Origin of the sequence: Paraburkholderia sp. GAS82 (genome assembly GCF_050436285.1) — a bacterium.
GTDB lineage: Bacteria > Pseudomonadota > Gammaproteobacteria > Burkholderiales > Burkholderiaceae > Paraburkholderia > Paraburkholderia phenazinium_B.
The window spans coordinates 1-22,569 of sequence record NZ_JBNDLX010000008.1 but is presented as its reverse complement, the minus strand read 5'-3'; the positions used below and the strand labels follow the sequence as shown (position 1 = coordinate 22,569).

Sequence of the window (22,569 nt, the reverse complement as noted above, 5' to 3'; positions counted from 1 at the left end):
AGCCGTTTTACGCATGGACGACGAACTTAATACACGACTCAAACCGCTGCGCGAGCGCATCGATGCGCTCGACGCGCAACTGATCGCCCTGCTCAACCAGCGGGCGGCGGTGGCGCTCGAAGTCGGCGAGGTCAAGAAGCATTTCAACGCGCCGGTGTTCCGGCCGGAGCGTGAGCAGCAGGTCATCGCGCGTCTGCAGGACATGAGCGACGGGCCGCTTGCCAGCGAGCACATCAGCGCCATCTGGCGCGAGATCATGGCGGCGAGCCGCGATCTCGAGAAAACCATCAAGGCCGCTTATCTCGGGCCGGTGGGCACCTATAGCGAACAGGCTATGCACGAGTACTTCGGTCAGTCGATCGAAGGGGTGCCGTGTCCGTCGATTGACGAAGTGTTTCGCTCGGTCGAGGCAGGTGCCGCCGAATTCGGCGTCGTGCCGATCGAGAATTCGACCGAAGGCGCGGTGTCGCGCACGCTCGACCTGCTGTTGCAAACGCAATTGCTGATCGGCGGCGAACTCGCTTTGCCGATCCATCACAATCTTCTGACGTTAAACGGTGACCTGACCGGCGTGACGCGGGTGTGCGCGCATCCGCAGGCGCTCGCGCAATGCCAGGGTTGGCTCGCGTCGAATGCGCCGCATCTGGAGCGTCAGGCGGTGTCGAGCAACGCTGAAGGAGCGCGGCTCGCTGCTGACGATCCGAGCGTTGCGGCTATCGCCGGAGATCGCGCGGCGACGCGCTATGGCCTGCAGGTCGTGCACGCACTGATTCAAGACGATCCGCACAACCGCACCCGCTTCGTGATGATCGGCAAAGAGCCGACCGGCGTGAGCGGCAGCGACCGGACCTCGCTGATCGTTTCGGTCGCCAATGAGCCAGGGGCGATGTTCAAACTGCTGGAGCCGCTCGCCCGTCACGGCGTTTCGATGACGCGCTTCGAGTCGAGGCCGGCGCGTGTCGGCACGTGGGAGTACTACTTCTACATCGACGTCGAAGGTCATCGCGACGATGCTCCGGTTGCCGCAGCCCTTGCCGAGCTAGGCGAGATGGCCGAATTCCTGAAGATTCTCGGCTCGTACCCGCAAGCGCGTTGAGATCCAGGCCGCACTTCTCGCCGAACCTTATTCAATACGTCAAATAGTCGATCCGGAGATACTCATGACAACCCCTTTCGGTCCTTCCTATGTGCGCGCGATTGCGCCTTATATCGCCGGCAAGCCGATTTCGGAAGTAGCCCGCGAATTCGGTCTCGATGAGGCGAACATCGTGAAGCTCGCGTCGAACGAGAATCCGCTCGGCATGCCGGAATCCGCGCAACGTGCGATGGTGCAGGCCGCGAGTGAACTGGGCCGCTATCCGGATGCGAACGCGTTCGAGCTGAAGGCGGCATTGAGCGGCCGTTACGATGTTCCGGCTGACTGGATCACGCTCGGCAATGGCAGCAACGACATCCTCGAAATCGCGGCGCACGCGTTTGTCGAAAAGGGGCAGTCGATCGTCTACGCGCAGTACTCGTTCGCGGTCTATGCGCTGGCTACCCAGGGTCTGGGTGCGCGTGCGATCGTCGTGCCGGCGGTCAAGCACGGCCACGACCTCGACGCCATGCTGGCCGCGATCACGGATGACACCCGTCTGATCTTCGTCGCCAATCCGAACAACCCGACCGGTACCTTTATCGAAGGCGCGGCGCTCGAAGCATTCCTCGCCAAGGTGCCGCGCAATGTCGTGGTGGTGCTCGACGAGGCGTACACCGAATATCTGGCGCCGGAAAAGCGCTACGACTCGATCGCCTGGGTGCGTCGTTATCCGAACCTGCTGGTGTCGCGCACATTTTCGAAGGCCTACGGCCTGGCGGGTCTGCGCGTCGGCTTCGCGATTGCACAACCGGAACTGACCGATCTGCTTAACCGTCTGCGTCAGCCGTTCAACGTGAACACGCTGGCGCAGGCCGCGGCAATCGCAGCCTTGAACGACGCGGCGTTCCTCGAAAAGAGTGCGGCGCTCAATGCCCAGGGCTATCGTCGTCTGACGGAAGGGTTCGACAAGCTCGGTCTCGAGTATGTGCCGTCGTCGGGCAATTTCGTGCTGGTGCGTGTCGGCAATGACGACGACGCCGGCAACCGCGTCAACCTCGCGCTGCTGAAGCAGGGCGTGATCGTGCGTCCGGTTGGCAACTACGGTTTGCCGCAATGGCTGCGCATCACGATCGGCCTGCCGGAAGAAAACGAAGCGTTTCTCAAGGCGCTCGAAAAGACGCTTGCGCCCGCGTGAGTGGTGGCGCAAGGCGTTAAAACCGAGCGTCAGATTTTGACCCGCGCGCCGGCGTTTCACGCTATGGCGCGCTTTTCTGTGTGATCGACGTGGCTGGGTTTTCTTTTAACAAGCTGGTGATTTTTGGTGTCGGCCTGATCGGCGGCTCGCTTGCGCGCGCGCTACGCGAGCGCGGCGATGCGGCAGGCTCGCGTACCGTGATTGGCGTGGGCCGCTCGTCCGCATCGACTGCGCGGGCGCTCGAACTCGGCGTGATCGACGCTACGGCCTCGCTTTCGGATGACGCAGCGCTGCGTGCCGCGCTGTCCGGCGCGGATTTTGTGCTACTGGCGGCGCCCGTGGCACAGACCCAGCCGCTGCTCGAACGGATCGCGCCGTTTCTCGACCCGGCTACCATCGTCACCGACGCAGGCAGCACCAAGTCCGATGTCGTTGCCGCGGCGCGCGCCGCGCTGGGCGAACGGATTAGCCAGTTCGTGCCGGGCCATCCGATTGCCGGACGCGAGTCGAGCGGAGTGGACGCCGCTTTGCCTGATCTGTACGTCGGCCGCAACGTGGTTCTGTGCGCGTTGCCGGAGAATCCGCCTGAGGCGGTGGAGCGCGTCGCCGCCATGTGGCGCACGACCGGCGCAGCGGTGCATGCGATGACGCCGGCGCAGCACGACCGTGTCTTCGCTTCGGTGAGCCACTTGCCGCATCTGTTGTCGTTTGCGCTGGTCGAGCAGATTCTCAATTCGCCCGACGCGGCGCTGAAGTTTTCTTTCGCTGCAGGCGGCTTCCGCGATTTCACGCGGATTGCCGCATCGAGCCCGGAAATGTGGCGCGACATCTGCGTAGCGAACCGTATAGCGCTGCTCGACGAACTGGACGGCTACACGGCGGTGCTTGCGCAGTTGCGCGCGGCCGTCGAGGCCGCGGACGGCGCCGCGCTCGAGGCCGTATTCGCCCGCTCGCGCGAGGCGCGCACCGAATGGCAGGAACAGCGCGCGGCGCTAGCCGCTGCCCCCGACGCCGCGAAATAACCGGAACTGGACTCAATCATGGAATACCTCGATCTCGGACCGTTTTCCCGTGCGTCCGGCACGATTCGCCTGCCAGGTTCGAAGAGCATTTCGAACCGCGTGTTGTTGCTCTCGGCGCTTGCTGAAGGCGAAACGACGATCACCAACCTGCTCGATTCCGACGACACGCGGGTGATGCTCGACGCGCTCGAAAAGCTCGGCGTCAAGCTCAAGCGCGAAGGCGACGAGTGCGTCGTGACGGGCACGCGCGGCGCGTTTACCGCGAAGACCGCCGACCTGTTTCTCGGCAACGCCGGCACGGCGGTGCGCTCGCTGACGGCGGCGCTGGCGGTCAACGGCGGCAGCTATCGCATCCACGGCGTGCCGCGGATGCACGAGCGGCCGATCGGCGACCTCGTCGACGGCCTGCGGCAGATCGGAGCCCGGATCGATTACGAGGGCAACGAAGGCTTTCCGCCGCTGCGGATTCGCGAAGGCCAGATCGCCGTCGATGCACCGATCCGCGTGCGCGGCGACGTATCGAGCCAGTTCCTGACCGGGCTGCTGATGACCTTGCCGCTGCTGCGCACGGAAAGCGGCGTGACGGTGATCCAGGTGGACGGCGAACTGATCTCCAAGCCCTATGTCGAGATCACTCTCAAGCTGATGGAGCGCTTCGGCATCAAGGTCGAGCGTCACGGCTGGCATCAGTTCACGGTGCCGGCGGGGCAGCGCTATCAGTCGCCGGGCAAGATCATGGTGGAGGGCGATGCGTCGTCCGCCTCGTATTTTCTCGCGGCGGGCGCGCTCGGCGGCGGTCCGCTGCGCGTGGAAGGTGTTGGGCGGGCCAGTATCCAGGGCGATGTGGGCTTCGCCGACGCGCTGATCCGCATGGGCGCGAACGTGTCGATGGGTGACGACTGGATCGAGGTGCGCGGCGTCGGTCATGACCACGGCAAGCTGGAACCGATCGACATGGATTGCAACCTGATCCCGGACGCAGCCATGACGATTGCCGTCGCGGCGCTGTTCGCCGACGGCACGACCACGTTGCGCAACATCGCCAGCTGGCGCGTCAAGGAAACCGACCGGTTGGCCGCCATGGCGGCCGAACTGCGCAAGGTCGGCGCCAAGGTGGTCGAGGGCGAAGACTACATCGCCGTCACGCCGCCGGAGCAACTGACGCCGAACGCCGCCATCGACACCTACGACGACCACCGCATGGCGATGTGCTTCTCGCTGGTGAGCCTCGGCGGCGTGCCGGTGCGTATCAACGATCCGAAGTGCGTCGCCAAGACTGTCCCGGACTATTTCGAGCGCTTCACGGCGTTGGCCCAACCTTGATTCACCCGAATCGACCTGACGCGCGACTTTTTCGATGAAACCGACCCGTCCCTTTCACCAGACGCCCGTCATTACGATCGACGGCCCGACCGCCTCCGGCAAAGGCACCGTGGCCGCGCTGGTCGCCGCCAATCTCGGCTTCCATCTGCTGGATAGCGGCGCTCTTTACCGGCTCGCCGCGCTGGCCAGCCAGCGCTACAACATCGCGGCGGACGATCCCGACGCCCTTGCCAAACTGATCGACGACCTCCATATCACGTTCCGCGAGGGGCTCGCGCAACTCGACGGCGTCGACGTTTCAAGCGAGATTCGCGCCGAAGAAGTCGGCAAACGGGCCTCGGCAATTGCCGTCCACGCGCCCGTGAGAGCCGCGCTGGTGGCCCGTCAGCGGGCTTTTCGCAAGGAGCCGGGGCTGGTTGCGGACGGCCGCGATATGGGCACTGTGATCTTCCAGGATGCTGCGCTCAAAGTGTTTCTGACCGCCAGCGCCGAGGCCCGCGCCGCTCGCCGGCATAAGCAATTGATCCAAAAAGGTTTTTCTGCTAATATAGACGACTTGCTCCGGGATTTGCGTGAACGCGACGCGCGCGATAGTCAGCGCGTAGCCGCGCCACTCAAGCCTGCAGCGGATGCAAAGCTGCTCGACACTTCCACGTTGTCGGTCGACCAGGCGGTCGATCAGGTGGTGCAGTGGTATCGGGCGCTTTTGCCCATCGCTTGAAAATGCAGTCAGGAATTTCGTTGTAAAGCAGTAGATGCAAGAAGCAGTCCGTTGTCGTGTAGGTGCTCTACGCATGGGCGTGGAGCGTGTTTTAACCCCTTAACCCCGCGTGGCATTCGCACTCTAGCCGTCATTGCTTGACCATCCGGTCAGCCGGGCACCGCGAAAACCATGCAAATTTCGATTTTTATGTCCGACCTGCAAACCTCTACCCCGAATACCGAATCTTTTGCGGCTCTGTTCGAAGAGTCGCTGACCAAGCAAGACATGCGCGCTGGCGAAGTGATCTCCGCCGAAGTCGTGCGCGTTGACCACAACTTCGTGGTCGTCAACGCTGGTCTCAAGTCCGAAGCCTACATCCCGCTCGAAGAGTTCCTGAACGACGCGGGCGAGGTAGAAGTGCAGGCGGGCGACTTCGTTTCCGTCGCGATCGACGCGCTGGAAAACGGCTATGGCGACACCATCCTGTCGCGCGACAAGGCGAAGCGTCTGGCTTCGTGGCTGTCGCTGGAAAAGGCCCTCGACAACAACGAACTCGTGACCGGCACGATCACGGGCAAGGTCAAGGGCGGCATGACCGTCATGGTCAACGGCATCCGCGCGTTCCTGCCGGGTTCGCTGGTTGATACGCGTCCGGTCAAGGACACGACCCCGTACGAAGGCAAGACGCTGGAATTCCGCGTCATCAAGCTCGACCGCAAGCGTAACAACGTCGTGCTGTCGCGCCGTGCTGTGATCGAAGCCACCCAGGGCGAAGAGCGCGCAAAGCTGCTCGAAACGCTGAAGGAAGGCGCGATTGTGGAAGGCGTGGTGAAGAACATCACGGACTACGGCGCATTCGTGGACCTCGGCGGTATCGACGGCCTGCTGCACATCACCGACATCGCATGGCGTCGTGTGCGTCACCCGAGCGAAGTGCTGTCGGTTGGCCAGGAAGTCACCGCGAAGATCCTCAAGTTCGATCAGGAAAAGAACCGCGTTTCGCTGGGCATCAAGCAACTCGGCGACGACCCGTGGGAAGGCATTTCCCGCCGTTACCCGTCGGGCACGCGCCTGTTCGGTAAAGTCACCAACATCACCGACTACGGCGCATTCGTCGAAGTGGAATCGGGCATCGAAGGCCTCGTCCACGTGTCGGAAATGGACTGGACGAACAAGAACGTTGCACCGTCGAAGGTTGTTCAGCTGGGCGACGAAGTCGAAGTCATGGTTCTGGAAATCGACGAAGACCGCCGCCGTATCAGCCTCGGCATGAAGCAATGCAAGCCGAATCCGTGGGATGACTTCAGCCGCAACTTCAAGAAGGGCGACAAGCTGCAAGGCGCAATCAAGTCGATCACCGACTTCGGCGTCTTCATCGGTCTGCCTGGCGGCATCGACGGTCTGGTTCACCTGTCGGACCTGTCGTGGAGCGAAACGGGCGAAGAAGCCGTTCGCAAGTACAAGAAGGGCGACGAAGTGGAAGCGATCGTTCTCGGCATCGACGTCGAGAAGGAACGTATTTCGCTGGGTATCAAGCAACTCGAAGGCGACCCGTTCAGCAACTTCGTTGCAATGAACGACAAGGGTTCGATCGTCGACGGCGTGGTCAAGACGGTAGATGCGAAGGGTGCAGTGGTTCAGCTGTCGGCGGAAGTCGAAGGCTACCTGCGTGCTTCGGAAATCGCCCAGGACCGCGTGGAAGATGCTCGCAACGTGCTGAAGGAAGGCGACAAGGTCAACGCGATGATCATCAACATCGATCGCAAGTCGCGTGGTATCAACCTGTCGATCAAGGCCAAGGACTCGGCTGAGCAACAGGAAGCGATCCGCGGCCTGGCTTCGTCGGATTCGAGCGCGGCTGCAACCGGCACGACGAACCTCGGCGCGCTGTTGAAGGCCAAGCTCGACGGCCAGAACCAGTAAGCCTTGAGTTTTCTTGAGAGGTCTGCTGCAGTATGACCAAATCGGAATTGGTCGCCCAGCTGGCTACGCGATTTCCGCAGCTTGTACTTAAAGATGCGGATTTCGCGGTGAAGACGATGCTTGATGCGATGTCGGAGGCGCTTGCCAACGGCCATCGCATCGAAATTCGCGGCTTCGGCAGCTTCGGCCTCAACCGCCGTCCCTCCCGTGTGGGGCGCAATCCGAAATCGGGCGAAAAGGTGCTGGTACCTGAGAAGTTCGTGCCGCATTTCAAGCCCGGCAAGGAACTGCGCGAGCGGGTAGACCGCCGCGCGGGCGAGCCATTGAAGGACGAAGAGCCGGACGACGATCTGTAAGCGGCTGCGCGCGGTAAGCGGCGCGTAGTGCTAATAGCGTCAGCGGCCAACGCCAGACGGCAAAAGACCAAAAAAGCGCCTTCGGGCGCTTTTTTTTCGTCTGCGCCCGGATTGCGCAAGGTCCGCGTCCGATACGGGGCCAGTGTTGGGCAGGCTTCGTCCCTTCGATTCAAGAGGTAAACCACAAGTAAGCGCGTGCAAACTGCTTGTTACTGCCCACTCGCAGGGCCTTCAATTACAATACGGGTCACTTCGGCGCGGGCAAGACCGTGGCGCGACGCGCGTCATCAAGCCGGCGTTCGACCCGCAACTGCCGTCAAGAGACCTTATTCATGAAATTTATCGTCTGGCTGATCCGCGTTCTGGTGTTCGTGCTCCTGCTGGTGCTCGCACTCTCCAACACGCAAACCGCTACGCTGAATTTCCTGGCCGGTTACGCGTGGTCCGCTCCGCTTATCCTGATCGGCCTCGCGTTCTTTGTGGTCGGCCTTCTGGCGGGGCTCGTGTCGGCGGTACCGGCGCTGGTCCGGTTGCGGCTCGAGAACGGCCGTCTCAAGCGCGAGTTGCGCGTGGCACGCGAGGCGCCTGTGGTGGTCGAAACGCCGCCGCTGCCGCCGCTGATCTAGGCTTTCCCATGCCGTGCGCCCGTGGCGCGCGGCTTTTGTTTCTGTACTCCCGACCAATCGCATGGATCTAGACTTCTGGTGGCTGCTCGTCATACCTGTCGCTTTCGCGTTCGGCTGGATGGCCGCGCGTTACGACCTCAAGACGCTGTTGTCCGAGAGCGCCAACCTGCCGCGTTCATACTTCCGTGGCCTCAATTTTCTCCTTAACGAACAGCCGGACCAGGCCATCGATGCGTTCATCGAGGTCGTCAAGCTCGATCCAGAAACCATCGAACTGCATTTCGCGCTTGGTAACCTGTTCCGTCGTCGCGGCGAGACTGATCGCGCGATTCGCGTGCATCAAAATCTGCTGAGCCGCGCCGACCTGCCCGTCACCGAGCGCGATCACGCGCTCTACGAGTTGGGCCAGGATTTTCTGAAGGCAGGTCTGCTCGACCGGGCGGAAGAGACGTTCCGCTCGCTCGAAACCGGCGATTACGCGCTGGGTGCGCAGCGTGCGCTGCTCACCATCTACGAAATCGAGAAGGACTGGAACAAGTCGATCGACACCGCGCGCCACCTCGAAACGATGGGCGCCGAATCGCTGGACAAGGAAATCGGCCAATTCCACTGCGAGCTGGCGCAGGAAGCGTTGCAGCAAAAGAACCCCGCAGAGTCCCGGCGCCAGTTGCATCTGGCGTTGAAGGCGAACCCGCACAGCGTGCGCGCCACCATTCTGTTTGGCGACGTGGATATGGCAGGCGGCGCGCAGGAAGCGGCGATCGCGCAGTGGCGCAAGGTGGAGGAGCAGAATTCTTCGTATCTGCCGCTCGTCGCGGAGAAGCTGATGAAGGCCTACGAGGCGCTCGGACGTCCGGAGGACGGGGCGGACCTGCTGACGGCGTGGGTCGACCGCTATCCCACGAACGATCTGCTCGATGTCGCCTATCAGTACGTCGCGGCCCTGCGCGGGCAGGACGCGGCGCACACGCTCGCGCGCTCGCAGATGCAGAAGTCGCCCAATCTGGCGGGCATGACGCGCCTCCTCGAAGCGCAGCAGGCCACGGCGGAAGAACCGCGGCGCAGCGAACTCGAACTGATGCGCACGCTGATCAGGCAGCGCACCAAAAATCTGCCACGGTATACGTGCCAGAATTGCGGTTTCCGGGCACGCCTTTTCTACTGGCAGTGTCCGGGTTGCAGCGGGTGGGAAACCTATGCGCCGCGCCGGGTCGAACCGATCACGGCGTCGAGCTGACCCGGAAACCATCACCGGTAACATAACCGGAACCCATAACCGGAACGCGTATGAAAATCACCATCATCGGCACGGGCTATGTCGGGCTTGTCACTGGCGCGTGTCTTGCCGAAATCGGTCACGACGTTTTCTGCCTGGATGTCGATCCGCGCAAGATCGAAATCCTCAACAACGGTGGCGTCCCCATCCACGAACCGGGCCTGCAGGAAATCATCGCCCGTACCCGGGCCGCACGGCGCATCACGTTTTCGACGGACGTCGAAGCGAGCGTGGCGCACGGTGAAGTGCAGTTCATCGCGGTCGGCACGCCGCCCGATGAAGACGGCTCGGCTGACCTGCAGTACGTCCTTGAAGCGGCGCGCAATATCGGCCGCACCATGAACGGCTTCAAAGTGATTGTCGACAAGTCGACGGTCCCGGTCGGCACCGCGCAACGCGTGCGCGCGGTCGTGCAGGAGGAACTGGCGAAGCGCGGTTTGGCCGGCAGCGACCAGCATCGCTTCTCGGTCGTCTCGAATCCGGAATTCCTCAAGGAGGGTGCTGCAGTCGATGACTTCATGCGCCCCGACCGTATCGTGCTAGGCCACGACGAAGACGAAGCCGGCCAACGTGCCCGCGAACTCATGAAGCGCCTGTATGCGCCGTTCAACCGCAATCACGAACGCACGCTCTACATGGATGTGCGCTCGGCGGAATTCACGAAGTACGCCGCCAATGCGATGCTTGCCACGCGCATCTCGTTCATGAACGAGATGGCGAACCTGGCTGACCGCGTTGGCGCCGATATCGAAGCGGTCCGTCGCGGCATCGGTTCGGACCCGCGCATCGGCTATCACTTCCTGTATGCCGGATGCGGCTACGGCGGCTCATGCTTCCCGAAGGACGTGCAGGCGCTGGTGCGTACTGCCAGTGAAAGCGGCCACAATCTGCGCATTCTCGAAGCCGTCGAAGCAGTGAACAACGAGCAGAAAGAAGTGCTCGTGCGCAAGATCACCGGCACGCTCGGCGAAGACCTGAGCGGCTGCACGTTTGCCGTGTGGGGTCTCGCGTTCAAGCCGAACACCGACGACATGCGTGAAGCGCCGAGCCGGCGCATCATTGCTGAACTTCTGGCTCGCGGCGCCAACGTGCGCGCGTACGATCCTGTTGCGCTCAACGAAGCGCGCCGGGTGTTCGCGATCGACCTGCACGACGCGCCCGAGCAACTGGCCCGTGTGCATTTCGCGAGCACGCAGGACGAAACGCTCACAGGCGCGGACGCACTGGTGATCGTCACCGAATGGAAGGAGTTCAAGAGCCCCGACTTCCTGCACCTGAAATCGGTGCTGAAGACGCCGCTCATTTTCGACGGCCGTAACCTTTACGAACCGGAAGCGATGACCGAACTGGGCATCGATTACCACTCGATTGGACGTCCTTATGCCCAACCCTCCGAACTCCCAGCCGATGTCTGAGTCCGTCAACGAAACCACCGTGTCCACTTCTGCACCCATCTCGGTACCGCGCGAGAGGCTCGGCGGTGCACGTGTGCTGGTGGTGGGCGACGTCATGCTCGACCGTTACTGGTTTGGCGACGTCAACCGTATTTCACCTGAGGCACCGGTACCTGTCGTGCATGTGCAGAAGCAGGAAGATCGCCTCGGCGGCGCGGCCAACGTGGCGCGCAATGCCGTCGCCCTCGGCGCGCAGGCGGGATTGCTGTGCGTGGTCGGTCATGACGAGCCGGGTGAGCGAATCATCCAGTTGCTCGGTGACAGCGGCGTGGTACCGCATCTGGAACGCGATCCTGCTCTGCTGACCACCATCAAGCTGCGTGTCCTGTCACGCCAGCAGCAGTTGCTGCGGGTCGACTTCGAGAATACGCCCGCGCATGAAGTACTGCTCGCGAGCCTGGCGCGCTTTGACGAACTGCTGTCCTCCCATGACGTGATCCTGATGTCGGACTACGCCAAGGGCGGCCTGACACACGTCACGAAGATGATTGCGAAGGCGCACGCGGCCGGCAAGCCAGTGCTCGTCGACCCGAAGGGTGACGATTGGGAACGCTATCGCGGCGCCACGCTGATCACGCCGAATCGCGCGGAGTTGCGCGAGGTGGTCGGTCAATGGAAGTCGGAAGACGATCTGATCGCGCGCGTGACGAAGCTGCGCGCGGAACTCGAGTTCAAGGCGCTGCTGCTGACGCGCTCGGAAGAGGGCATGACGCTCTTCTCCGACGACGGCATCCTGCACGCCTCGGCCGTTGCGCGTGAAGTGTATGATGTCTCGGGTGCGGGCGACACCGTGATCGCCACGCTGGCCGTGATGCTCGGCGCGGGCCTGTCGCTCGTCGACGCTGTTGCGCTTGCGAACCGCGCGGCCGGCATTGTGGTCGGCAAGCTGGGCACCGCTACCGTCGACTACGACGAACTCTTTCTCTAATACCGCACGCCGCCTCGCGCCTGCTTGCGGCGCGAGCGCCGGGTGTGATTGAAACTGTCGGTTGGAGTTGGCGCCTCAGCGCTCACTTTAACCCTATGTAAAGCTCAATTCCGCAGGACGACCATGACCCTTATCGTCACCGGCGCGGCCGGCTTTATCGGCAGCAATATCGTAAAAGCGCTCAACGAGCGCGGCGAACAACGCATCATCGCCGTCGACAATCTCACGCGCGCCGACAAGTTCAAAAACCTGGTCGATTGCGAGATCGACGACTATCTCGACAAGACCGAATTCGTCGAACGCTTTGCGCGCGGCGATTTCGGCAAGGTCCGCGCGATCTTCCACGAAGGCGCCTGTTCGGACACGATGGAAACCGACGGCCGCTACATGATGGACAACAACTTCCGCTACAGCCGCGCGGTACTCGATGCGTGTCTCGCGCAGGGCGTGCAGTTTCTGTACGCATCGTCCGCGGCGACGTATGGCGGCTCGAGCCGCTTCGTGGAAGAACGCGAAGTGGAGCAACCGCTCAACGTCTACGGATATTCGAAGTTCCTGTTCGATCAGGTGATTCGCCGCGTGCTGCCCACCGCGAAAAGCCAGATTGCCGGCTTTCGTTACTTCAACGTCTACGGCCAGCGCGAAACGCACAAGGCGCGGATGGCGTCGGTTGCGTTCCACAACTTCAACCAGTTCCGCGCCGAGGGCAAGGTCAAGCTGTTCGGCGAATACAACGGCTATGCTGCCGGCGAGCAGACGCGCGATTTCGTTTCGGTGGAAGACGTGACGAAGGTCAATCTGCACTTCTTCGATCACCCGGAGAGGTCGGGCATCTTCAATCTCGGCAGCGGCCGTGCACAGCCGTTCAACGACATTGCGACGACCGTCGTCAACACGTTGCGCGCGCTCAACAACGAGCCGCCGCTCTCGCTTGCCGAGCAGGTGCAGCGCGGCTTGATCGAGTACATTCCGTTTCCCGATGCGCTGCGCGGCAAGTACCAGTGCTTCACGCAGGCCGATCTCACGAAGCTGCGCGCAGCTGGTTACGATGAGCCGTTCCTTAGCGTGCAGGAAGGCGTCGATCGTTACGTACGTTGGCTATTCGGCCAGCTATAAATCATTCGCAGACCTCTCTAAACTTGGAATCTCCTGGACGGTGATCGTCACCGGCCAGGTTGTAAGAGGGAGATTCCATATGTTGCGAAAAATCATGGTTACGGCGGCAATGCTCGCCGCATTCGGTCACGCCTACGCGTCGGTCGACATCAATACGGCCAACGAGGCTGGGCTGCGTGGCATCAAGGGCATTGGCCCCGCCAAGGCGAAAGCCATTCTCGAAGAGCGCGACGCGCACGGTCCGTTCAAGGATCCCACGGATCTCAGCAAGCGTGTCAAAGGCATGGGCGGGCATACCGTCGAGCGCCTGCAGGCGGAAGGTCTCGCTGTCGGTCCGGCTGGTGCTGCTGCTGGGGTACAGGCTGCGGCGCCTGCGCAGGGCAACGCCGCGACCGCTGCGACCGCAGTGTCTCAGCCGGCTACGGCAACGGGTGCGCAGAAGGGTAGCGCGGCAGTGGTGGTGAAGAAATAGACCCATGCGGCGGCGCGTGGGTTATGCGCGCGCCGCCGTATCGTTTAGCGTTCCTTCAGGTTGGAGTGAAGCCGGCATACAACACTCCTTCAGCTGTCACTCAGATGACTGGCTCCCGCGGTACTCGGCCGCGGGCTTTTTGCGTTGCACACCGTTTATACATATACGTTATATCGGCATACCTTTGCGACGATGCATCCATGCCGTTACAAGGGCCGCACGGCAGGGCGACGCACGGTGGTTTAGAATCGTCGGATTCAATACTCCGCGCAGCGACAGCACCCCATATGGCTTACAAAACGATTGAAGACACGATCGGCAATACGCCGCTCGTCCAGCTTGTCCGCTTGCCTGACGATGAGATCCGCAGCCGCAACAACGTGATCCTCGGCAAGCTCGAGGGTAACAATCCGGCGGGCTCGGTGAAGGACCGCCCGGCATTGTCGATGATCAAGAAGGCCGAAGCGCGCGGGCGCATCAAGCCGGGCGACACGCTGATCGAAGCCACCAGCGGCAACACCGGTATCGCGCTGGCGATGGCGGCTGCTGTTCGTGGCTACAAGATGGTGCTGATCATGCCGGAAGACCTGTCCGTCGAGCGTCGTCAGAGCATGGCTGCGTACGGCGCGCAGATCGTGCTTACGCCGGTGACGGGTGGCATGGAATACGCACGCGATCTCGCCGAGCAGATGCAGCGCGAAGGCAAGGGCATCATCCTCGACCAGTTTGCGAATCCGGATAATCCGATCGCTCACTACGAATCGACCGGTCCGGAAATCTGGCAGGAAACCGAAGGGCGTATCACGCATTTCGTTTCGGCCATGGGCACTACCGGCACGATCATGGGCGTGTCGCAGTATCTGAAGGAACAGAATCAGGCCATCGAGATTATCGGTGCGCAGCCGGAAGAGGGCTCGCGCATCCCGGGTATCCGCAAATGGCCGGAAGCGTATCTGCCGAAGATTTTCGACCGCAGCCGTGTGGATCGCGTCGAGAATGTGAGCCAGGCGGCGTCCGAAGCGATGGCGCGCAAGATGGCGGCTGTGGAAGGGATTTTTTGCGGTATTTCCTCGGCGGGGGCTTGCGAGGTGGCGTTGCGCATTGCGCGGCAGGTCGAGAACGCGACCATTGTGTTCGTGGTATGCGATCGCGGTGACCGGTATCTTTCGACGGGCGTGTTCCCGGCGTGATGGAGCTCAATTAAACGCGGCGGATGCGCTTGACGGGTCATCGCCAAACAAAAAAAGCGCCGGCTATGACCGGCGCTTTTTTTGTTCAGGCCGTGCTTCGAACACGGTAAGCCGGTTGCGAGCGCTTATTGCGAGTCTGACGAGTCCGGCGCCGGCGCAGGCATACCCATCGGCGGAGGCATCGGGCTAGCCGAAGGAGGCACAGCCATCGTCGCGGGCGCGGAAGAGGGCGGCAACGAACCCGCTGGCATCGAAGACGGCGGCATTGAATTCCGAGTGACGGAGTTTGGCGGCATCGCACCCTGCGGCAGCGCCCCTGGCGCCATCGAACCAGGCGGCACCGCACCCTGTGGCAACAACCCCGGCGGCGTCGACCCAGGTGCGCCGTTGTTATCCAGATCGCCGGACGCCTCCAGTTGCGCCTTGATTCTCTCGCCGAGCTGATACACCGACAGCGCATAGAAGAAGCTACGGTTATAGCGCGTCAGCACGTAGAAATTCTTCAACCCCAGCTTGTATTCGGTAGGCATCCCGGGCGTGGGCAAGTCGATGATGGTCACCGGCGTGGCGGCCTCGGCGTTCATATCGAGGCCCGGCTGATCGAGCAGCATGCCGGCGTGCAGCAATTGCTCGAGCGGCCAGTGCGGTTCGGGTTGACCATCCGCGCCAGCTTGCGCGATACCCTGGCTGCCGGCATCCGAGCCGATGTTCCACACCACCGGTCGACCGTTTTCCCAGCCGTTCTGTTTCAGATAATTTGCCACACTGCCGATTGCGTCAGCCTGACTGTTGCGCAAATCGATCTGCTTGTTGCCGTCATACGAGATCGCATACTGCACGATGCTGCTCGGCAGAAATTGCGGAATACCGATGGCCCCGGTGTACGAGCCGAGCACCGAGGTCGGATCGATTTGCGAGTCGCGGGTCCAGACCAGATAGTCCTCGAGATTCTTGCGGAAGGTCTGCTCGCGATCGGCGCGGTTCGGGGTGTTCGGGTAATCGAAAGCGAGGGTCGTCAGCGCGTCGAGCACGCGGAAGTTGCCCATGAAGCGCCCGTAGATGGTTTCCACGCCGAGAATGCCGACAATCACTTCCGGCGGCACACCGAATTGCTCATAGGCACGCTGCAGTGTGGCCTGGTTGTTACGCCAGAAGCGCACACCCGCGTTGATGCGGACCGGATCGAGGAAGCGCGCCTGATAGGAGCGCCAGTTCTTCACGGACGGCGCGGTCGACGGCGCCGGTGTGACGAGCTTGACCGCGGTCGCCGAGTAGCTGACGCCGGCAAACAGCGCGTGCAACGCGGTGGGATCGAAGTCATAGCGCGCCACCATGTCGTTGATAAAGCCGTCGACATCCGGATTGTTTGCGTAGCGCTGCGGAATGATCTCTTCTTCAAAGGTCTGCCCTTGCGGTACCGCCTGCTGGGGCTGACTTTGCGCGACCAGCAACGGAGGTCTGGCGACGCTGGTCTGTGCCTCGGCCGGACTGGCTGCCGCGAACGCGCACCATGCAACGGATAGCGCAGCGGCCATGTTCTGGATGCATAGCCGGTTTCGTGCGGACAGAGCAAGCTTAACGGTCATAGTGAACTGGGAGCGCAGTGCGAAGGGGTCGGAGGGCGGCAGAAGATTACGGGGCAGTATACCCGAGGCCCATTGCAGAACTGTGCAGAACCGTTGCTACAGTCCGAAGCGTGCAGAGGGTGTGGTAACTTGATGGTGTTGGGCGCGCCGCACGTGCGCGCCTTTGGACGGAGACACGCGGTTCGCGTTCGCGCGACGCGTCGCAGAAGAGAATCATGGCAACAGCCTTTTATTCCCACGCAGACTGCCTGCTGCACGAGATGGGCGCATGGCATCCGGAATGTCCAGCGCGCCTGCAGGCAATCGAAGATCAACTGATCGCAAGCCGGATCGACGCGCTGATCGAACGCGAGTCGCCGCCGCTTGCCGATGAAGCCGCGCTCCTGCGCGTGCATACCCAGGCGCACGTCGACTATGTCCGTAGCCGTTCACCAGACGCAGGCTACGCGGAGATCGACCCGGACACGTCGATGAATCCGCACACCTGGCAAGCCGCGCTGCGTGCCGCGGGTGCGGCGGTGGCCGCGACCGATGCCGTCATCGAGGGACGCTACGACAACGCCTTCTGCAGCGTGCGCCCACCGGGTCACCACGCCGAGCCGGCCCGTGCGATGGGCTTCTGCTTCTTCAACAACGTTGCGATCGCGGCGCGTCATGCGCTGGCAGTGCATGGTCTGGAGCGGGTGGCGATTATCGATTTCGACGTCCACCACGGCAACGGCACCGAGGCCGCTTTTTCCGGCGACTCGCGGGTGCTGATGTGCAGCTTCTTCCAGCATCCGTTTTATCCCTACACCGGGGCCGACAATCAGGCGCCCAACATGGTCAACGTGCCGATGCCGGCCCGTTCGAAGGGCATGGAAGTGCGCGAGGCGGTGGACATGCTGTGGCTGCCGCGCCTGCATGCGTTCAAGCCGGAGATGGTGTTCGTGTCGGCGGGTTTCGACGCGCATCGCGAGGACGATCTCGGCAATATGGGCCTCGTCGAGGCCGACTATGTGTGGCTGACCGAGCAGGTTCGCGAGATCGCCAACCGCTATGCGAACGGGCGGATCGTGAGCTGTCTGGAGGGTGGGTATAACCTGTCGGCGCTTGGGCGCAGCGTGGTCGCGCACTTGAAGGCGCTGGCGGAGATCTGATTGCGTCGATGCGCCTCTGAGCGGTGTTCGCGGACTTCTTCGCGAGGTCGGAGCGCCGGGTGAGCTGGGCGAACCAAAGCGAGGGTGGATGATGAATTCGGATAATCAAACCTCTGGCATGGCTGGCACAAGCGCTTCGGGAGCCGGCAGGGGAGGAGCAGGCGCTGCAGAATCCTGCGTCGCCAAAACTCCTGAGGCGGCAAACGGCGCAGCACTCGTCGAGGTTACGCATGATGCCTATGGCGTCCTCGGTGTCGTGCGTTTGACGATGAACCGGCCCGAGGCGTTTAACGCGTTGTCCGAGGCCTTGCTCGACGCGTTGCAGGACGCGCTCGCGTCCATCGCGCAAACGGATGCGCGCGTTGTGGTGATCGAAGGCGCGGGTCGCGCCTTTTGCGCGGGACACGATCTGAAAGAGATGCGTTCGAAGCCATCGCTTGCCTACTATCAGGCGCTGTTCAGCCGCTGCACGAAGCTGATGTTGGCGATCCAGCGCTTGCCGCAACCGGTGATTGCGCGTGTACACGGGATTGCGACCGCCGCCGGTTGCCAGCTGGTCGCGATGTGCGATCTGGCTGTTGCGGCCGACACGGCGCGCTTTGCGGTATCCGGGGTCAATCTGGGGCTGTTTTGCGCGACGCCTGCGGTGCCGTTGTCACGCAATCTGTCGCGGAAGGCGGCGCTCGAAATGTTGCTGACCGGCGACTTCATCGATGCGCACGAGGCCCGTCAGCAAGGCCTCGTCAACCGCGTTGCAGCAGCGGATGAACTCGATGCGGCAGTCGCCGCGCTAGCGTCGAGCATTTGCGCGAAGCCCGTCGAGGCGGTACGCGCCGGCAAGGGCCTCTTTTACCGCCAACTCGAGATGGGCGTCGAGGCAGCCTATCAGCTCGCTGGCCAGACGATGGCTTGCAACATGATGGACGAGTCCGCGCTCGAAGGCGTCCAGGCCTTCATCGACAAGCGGGCCCCGGACTGGGACCGCTGAGTTTGAGAGCGCCCAGCGTGCTGGCGCCAAGCACGGGTCATCCCTCACTGCGTACCGGTTATACGAGGCTCAACCGCAATGCGCCTCAATCCATCCAATCAGTTCACCGATCACCCGCTCGCGGTCGAGGTCGTTCATCGTTTCGTGATAGCTCGCTTCGTGCAGCGTGAGTGTTTTATCGGGCGAACCGGCATGCTTGCCGAAAACGCGGCTACCTTCGGGTTCGGTGAGTTTGTCAGCGGTGCCGTGGTACACCAGCAATGGCACACGCAAACCCGCACGGCCGCGCTCGATACGCTGCATTGCCAGCAGAATCTCCGCGCCGGTGCGCGCGGGAATCGAACCGTGGTGCACCAACGGATCGTTGCGATTCGCCTCGACCACTGCGGGGTCGCGCGAGAGCAGCGCCGCGTCTATCTTCATGGCCGGAAAGCCTGGCCAGACGCGGCTGATGATCTGACTCATGGTCAGCATCCAGCGCGGCACGTCGCGCCCTGGGGCGAGTGCAGGGCTCGACAGGATAAGACCCGCCAACTTATGACCGCTGCCCGGCAGACGCTCGATGGCATATAGCGCGGCAATTGCCCCGCCCATGCTGTGGCCCATCAGAAACAACGGAGCATTGTCATGCGCGGCGACGCTGAGCAGGGCCTCGGCGTCGAGCAGGTAGTCGTCGAAGCGCTCGATGCGGACCCGCTTGCCGGGCGCGCTGCCATGGCCGCGCAGGTCGATGGCGAGCAGTTCGATGCCGGCGGCGTTCAGCCGGCCGGCGAGCGCCGCGTAGCGTCCTGCATGTTCCGCTAGCCCGTGAACCAGTGCGACCGTCGCTCGCCGGCCGCCGACGGCGGGCCAACGGTACAGCGGCAACTCGGTTCCGTCGCGGGTCGTGACAGTCGACAACGCGGCCGCACCGCCTCGTTTCACGGCGTCCACACCGGACGCACCGCTTGCATCGCCCGCTGCTCCTGCCGCACCCGCAGGCGACGGCCGAGCATTGTTGTCCTGAGTAGTCTCCATATCCGCCGTGTTTATTCATTGTGGTTCTGATGCGCCCGATCATAGCCGCACGCTCGTGACACGGGCGAGCACCGCGCGCGGGACTCGCCTCTAATTCCTCCCAGTTATGAAAAGATCGGAATTGATTATTAAAGGGAATGTCGACGCTGCGGTAGAATCGCGGCTCAAATCCCAAATAAAAGTCACGGCGGCCGCTTGCCGGGAGCGCATCCATGCTCGCGGGCAGTTCCGCCGTTTCGTTTTTTCATGATCGAAATACGTAATATTTCCCAGCGCTTCGCTGGGCCCCGGGGCTGGGTTGAGGCGTTGCACAACGTCAACCTGTCGATTCCGGCGGGCGAGGTGTTCGGCATCATCGGCCGCAGCGGCGCGGGCAAGAGCACGCTGGTTCGCACCATCAACCTGCTGACGCGCCCCTCCGAAGGCAATATCGTCGTCAACGGTCGCGATCTCACGACGCTCTCCGCCGCGCAACTGCGCGAGGCGCGTCGCGAGATCGGCATGATCTTCCAGCATTTCAACCTGCTCTCATCGCGCACCGTGTACGAGAACGTCGCGTTGCCGCTCGAACTCGCCGGCATGAAGCGCGACGAGATCGACGCGAACGTGTTGCCGCTGCTGGAACTGGTTGGCCTCACCGCGCAGAAAGACCGTTATCCGGCGCAGATCAGCGGTGGCCAGAAACAGCGTGTGGGGATTGCCCGGGCGCTTGCCAGCAAGCCGAAGGTGTTGCTGTCCGACGAGGCCACCTCGGCGCTCGATCCGGAAACCACCCGCTCGATTCTCGAACTGCTCAAGCGCATCAATCGCGAGCTCGGCCTGACCATCGTGCTGATCACCCATCAGATGGATGTGATCAAGCAGGTTTGCGACCGCGTCGCGGTGCTCGATGCGGGCAAGGTCGTCGAACACGGCAAGGTCATCGATGTCTTCCTGCAGCCGCATCACGAAGTGACACGCGCGCTGATCGGCGACGTGATCGCCCAGGAGCTGCCGCCTGCGCTGAAGGCGCGCGTAGCCGAGCGTTTAAAGACTGGCCGCGGCCATCTGCTGCGGCTCGCATTCACCGGCACGGGTGTCGATCAGCCGATCCTCTCCGAAACGATTCGTCGCTACGAGCTCGATTTCAACATCCTGCACGGCCAGATCGACGAGATCCAGGGGCAGGCATTCGGCTCGCTCGCGGTGCTCGCCGGTGGCGAACCGGAGAAGGTCGCGCAGGCGCTGACGTATCTGCGCGAGCAAGGCGTGGTGGTGGAGGATATGTCCTATGTTGAGTGAAATGCTGGATATGTTCGTCCAGTCGTTCTGGGAGACGCTCATCATGGTGGGTATCTCCGGACTGGTGGGCGCTGCGGTGGGCCTGCCGCTCGGCGTGCTGCTGTATCTGACGGACCGTCAGGGCGTGTTGCAGAACGTCGCGCTGAATCGCTCGATGGGTGTCGTCATCAATGCGGTGCGTTCGACACCGTTCATCATCCTGCTGGTCGCTGTGATTCCGTTCACGCGCATCGTGGTCGGTTCGTCGATTGGTACCGCTGCGGCCGTCGTGCCGTTGACGATCGCCGCGGCGCCGTTCATCGCGCGTCTGGTGGAAACGGCGCTGCGTGAAGTAGACCGCGGTCTGATCGAAGCCGCTCAGGCGATGGGTGCTACCACGAGTCAGATCGTCTTCAAGGTGCTGTTGCCGGAATCGTGGCCGGGCGTGGTCGCCGGTCTGACGATTACGTTCGTGTCGCTGGTGGGCTACTCGGCGATGGCCGGCGCAATCGGCGGCGGCGGCCTTGGCGATCTGGGCATCCGTTATGGCTATCAGCGTTACGAGCCGGACGTGATGTGGACGGTGGTGCTGATCCTGATCGTGTTTGTCCAGTTGGTGCAGTCTTTCGGGGATTGGCTCGTGCGGCGTCTGAGCCATAAATAAAACAAGGGTTGGCGAAACCCGTTTGAAGGGATTGGAGAAGGTCAGTCATGCAACGTCGTTTTATTCTGAAGGTCGCGGCCGCTCTCGGCGCGGCAACATTATTCGCCGCTAACACTGAGGCTTACGCTGACGACACGATCAAGGTCGGCGTCACGGGCGGTCCGCACGCGGAGTTGATGGACGTGGTGAAGAACGTCGCCGCGAAGAACGGTCTGAACATCAAGATCGTCGAATTCGCGGACTACGTGCAGCCGAACGCCGCGCTCGCCAGTGGCGATCTCGACGCCAACAGTTATCAGCACGACCCCTACCTCGAAGTGCAAGTGAAGGATCGCGGCTACAAACTGATCCGCATTGCCGATACGGTGACCTTCCCGATGGGCATCTACTCGAAGAAGATCAAGTCGCTCGCTGAACTGCAGCCGGGCGCGAAGATCGCCGTGCCGAACGATCCGACCAACGGTGGCCGCGCGCTGCTGCTGTTGCAAAAGCAAGGACTGCTGAAGCTGCGGACTGATGCCGGCCTGAAGGCCACGCCGCTGGACATCGTCGACAATCCCAGGAAGCTGAAGATCGTCGAACTCGACGCGGCGCAGATTCCGCGCTCGCTCGGCGACGTGGATGCGGCGGCGATCAACACCAACTACGCGATGCAGGCGGGGCTGAAGCCGAAACAGGATGCGATCGCGATCGAAGATCCCAAAGGGCCGTATGTGAACATCATCGCAATTCGCGAGGTTGACCGGAACAAGCCTTGGGTCGCGAAGCTGGTCGCGGCGTATCACTCGCCGGAAGTGAAGCAGTACATCGACACGAAGTATGGCGGCGCGGTGATCGCCTCCTGGTAAGGCCTACCATCAGATACCGCATGAGTTCTATCGACGGCAAACGATGAATTAGAGTCGCGAATCGGAACCCGGGGTTGTCACCCGGGTTTTTTCGGGATTAAAATAGAACGACCGTTCGTTATTGCTGTCACGCCGCTGAGGAGCGCTATCCTCGATGTAAACCAGCCTGCGGCACGGCTGTCGCCGAGAGCCAGTCGTTATAATGTCCGTTGGGTTGACGTATTCGTAACTTTGGAGCGTGTGCATGAAAATCCTGGTGCCAGTGAAGAGAGTGGTCGACTACAACGTGAAAGTCCGGGTGAAATCGGATGGCACGGGCGTCGACATTGCGAATGTAAAGATGTCGATGAATCCGTTCGACGAGATCGCCGTGGAAGAGGCGGTGCGTCTGCGGGAAGCGGGCGT

The 22,569-nt window shown here is 62.2% G+C and carries 20 protein-coding genes and 2 pseudogenes; 20 read left to right on the top strand and 2 right to left on the bottom strand.

The features are described from left to right. Positions 1 to 13 precede the first annotated feature (13 nt). The 14 genes from pheA (at position 14) to cysM (ending at position 14,662) form a co-directional block, all read left to right on the top strand. Entirely contained in the window at positions 14 to 1,096 is a 1,083-nt protein-coding gene (pheA, locus tag P3T17_RS24110; protein ID WP_074263720.1) for a prephenate dehydratase, read from the top strand. A 64-nt stretch (positions 1,097 to 1,160) separates the two neighbouring features. Then, complete coding sequence (gene hisC / locus P3T17_RS24105) at positions 1,161 to 2,273, top strand: histidinol-phosphate transaminase (protein ID WP_074263721.1); 1,113 nt, start codon at positions 1,161 to 1,163, stop codon at positions 2,271 to 2,273. A gap of 80 nt (positions 2,274 to 2,353) precedes the next feature. Beyond that, positions 2,354 to 3,295, top strand: coding sequence for a prephenate dehydrogenase (locus P3T17_RS24100; protein WP_429409160.1), 942 nt, complete (start codon positions 2,354 to 2,356; stop codon positions 3,293 to 3,295). A gap of 18 nt (positions 3,296 to 3,313) precedes the next feature. Continuing rightward, the gene (gene aroA, locus P3T17_RS24095; protein ID WP_429409159.1) at positions 3,314 to 4,618 is read left to right on the top strand and encodes a 3-phosphoshikimate 1-carboxyvinyltransferase; all 1,305 of its coding nucleotides are present in this window, start codon (positions 3,314 to 3,316) and stop codon (positions 4,616 to 4,618) included. Positions 4,619 to 4,652: 34 nt separating this feature from the next. Further along, positions 4,653 to 5,339 carry a (d)CMP kinase gene (gene cmk / locus P3T17_RS24090; RefSeq protein WP_429409158.1) on the top strand — a complete coding sequence of 229 codons (687 nt, stop codon included), beginning with the start codon at positions 4,653 to 4,655 and terminating at the stop codon, positions 5,337 to 5,339. 171 nt (positions 5,340 to 5,510) lie between these two features. After that, positions 5,511 to 7,244: a 30S ribosomal protein S1 gene (gene rpsA / locus P3T17_RS24085; RefSeq protein WP_020068971.1), complete on the top strand. Its 1,734-nt coding sequence runs from the start codon at positions 5,511 to 5,513 to the stop codon at positions 7,242 to 7,244. A gap of 32 nt (positions 7,245 to 7,276) precedes the next feature. Beyond that, positions 7,277 to 7,600: an integration host factor subunit beta gene (locus P3T17_RS24080; RefSeq protein ID WP_074263725.1), complete on the top strand. Its 324-nt coding sequence runs from the start codon at positions 7,277 to 7,279 to the stop codon at positions 7,598 to 7,600. 332 nt (positions 7,601 to 7,932) lie between these two features. Further along, positions 7,933 to 8,226 (top strand): lipopolysaccharide assembly protein LapA domain-containing protein, encoded by a 294-nt coding sequence (locus P3T17_RS24075; protein ID WP_074263726.1) that lies wholly within the window; start codon positions 7,933 to 7,935, stop codon positions 8,224 to 8,226. Positions 8,227 to 8,287: 61 nt separating this feature from the next. Continuing rightward, positions 8,288 to 9,463 carry a lipopolysaccharide assembly protein LapB gene (lapB, locus tag P3T17_RS24070; protein WP_429409157.1) on the top strand — a complete coding sequence of 392 codons (1,176 nt, stop codon included), beginning with the start codon at positions 8,288 to 8,290 and terminating at the stop codon, positions 9,461 to 9,463. A 50-nt stretch (positions 9,464 to 9,513) separates the two neighbouring features. Continuing rightward, positions 9,514 to 10,917, top strand: a complete 1,404-nt coding sequence (locus P3T17_RS24065) for a UDP-glucose dehydrogenase family protein (protein WP_429409156.1) — start codon at positions 9,514 to 9,516, stop codon at positions 10,915 to 10,917. Then, positions 10,883 to 11,884 (top strand): D-glycero-beta-D-manno-heptose-7-phosphate kinase, encoded by a 1,002-nt coding sequence (rfaE1, locus tag P3T17_RS24060; protein ID WP_074263729.1) that lies wholly within the window; start codon positions 10,883 to 10,885, stop codon positions 11,882 to 11,884. The genes P3T17_RS24065 and rfaE1 overlap by 35 nt, the downstream gene beginning before the upstream one ends. A 123-nt stretch (positions 11,885 to 12,007) precedes the next feature. Further along, positions 12,008 to 13,000, top strand: a complete 993-nt coding sequence (gene rfaD / locus P3T17_RS24055) for an ADP-glyceromanno-heptose 6-epimerase (protein ID WP_074263730.1) — start codon at positions 12,008 to 12,010, stop codon at positions 12,998 to 13,000. Between the two features lie 79 nt (positions 13,001 to 13,079). Further along, entirely contained in the window at positions 13,080 to 13,472 is a 393-nt protein-coding gene (locus P3T17_RS24050; RefSeq protein WP_074263731.1) for a ComEA family DNA-binding protein, read from the top strand. 287 nt (positions 13,473 to 13,759) lie between these two features. After that, on the top strand, positions 13,760 to 14,662 hold the full coding sequence (cysM, locus tag P3T17_RS24045) for a cysteine synthase CysM (protein WP_074263732.1): 903 nt from the start codon (positions 13,760 to 13,762) through the stop codon (positions 14,660 to 14,662). Between the two features lie 362 nt (positions 14,663 to 15,024). On the opposite strand, the pseudogene mltB reads toward cysM, so the two are convergent. Continuing rightward, a pseudogene (gene mltB, locus P3T17_RS24040) lies at positions 15,025 to 16,197 on the bottom strand (lytic murein transglycosylase B); the annotation flags it as partial. A 266-nt stretch (positions 16,198 to 16,463) separates the two neighbouring features. On the opposite strand from mltB, the gene P3T17_RS24035 reads away from it, so the two are divergent. Both P3T17_RS24035 and P3T17_RS24030 read left to right on the top strand, forming a co-directional pair. After that, complete coding sequence (locus P3T17_RS24035) at positions 16,464 to 17,387, top strand: histone deacetylase family protein (protein WP_429409155.1); 924 nt, start codon at positions 16,464 to 16,466, stop codon at positions 17,385 to 17,387. 88 nt (positions 17,388 to 17,475) lie between these two features. Beyond that, positions 17,476 to 18,375, top strand: coding sequence for an enoyl-CoA hydratase (locus P3T17_RS24030; RefSeq protein ID WP_429409154.1), 900 nt, complete (start codon positions 17,476 to 17,478; stop codon positions 18,373 to 18,375). 69 nt (positions 18,376 to 18,444) lie between these two features. On the opposite strand, the gene P3T17_RS24025 is transcribed toward P3T17_RS24030, so the two are convergent. Beyond that, positions 18,445 to 19,392 (bottom strand): lysophospholipase, encoded by a 948-nt coding sequence (locus P3T17_RS24025; protein WP_429409153.1) that lies wholly within the window; start codon positions 19,390 to 19,392, stop codon positions 18,445 to 18,447. Between the two features lie 246 nt (positions 19,393 to 19,638). On the opposite strand from P3T17_RS24025, the gene P3T17_RS24020 reads away from it, so the two are divergent. The 4 genes and pseudogenes from P3T17_RS24020 to P3T17_RS24005 form a co-directional block, all read left to right on the top strand. Next, positions 19,639 to 20,673, top strand: a complete 1,035-nt coding sequence (locus P3T17_RS24020) for a methionine ABC transporter ATP-binding protein (protein ID WP_429409152.1) — start codon at positions 19,639 to 19,641, stop codon at positions 20,671 to 20,673. After that, a complete protein-coding gene (locus P3T17_RS24015; protein WP_074263735.1) occupies positions 20,663 to 21,316 on the top strand; it encodes a methionine ABC transporter permease in 654 nt (217 codons plus the stop codon). The genes P3T17_RS24020 and P3T17_RS24015 overlap by 11 nt, the downstream gene beginning before the upstream one ends. Before the next feature lie 47 nt (positions 21,317 to 21,363). Next, positions 21,364 to 22,164 carry a MetQ/NlpA family ABC transporter substrate-binding protein gene (locus tag P3T17_RS24010; RefSeq protein ID WP_429409151.1) on the top strand — a complete coding sequence of 267 codons (801 nt, stop codon included), beginning with the start codon at positions 21,364 to 21,366 and terminating at the stop codon, positions 22,162 to 22,164. A 244-nt stretch (positions 22,165 to 22,408) separates the two neighbouring features. Further along, a pseudogene (locus P3T17_RS24005) lies at positions 22,409 to 22,569 on the top strand (electron transfer flavoprotein subunit beta/FixA family protein); the annotation flags it as partial.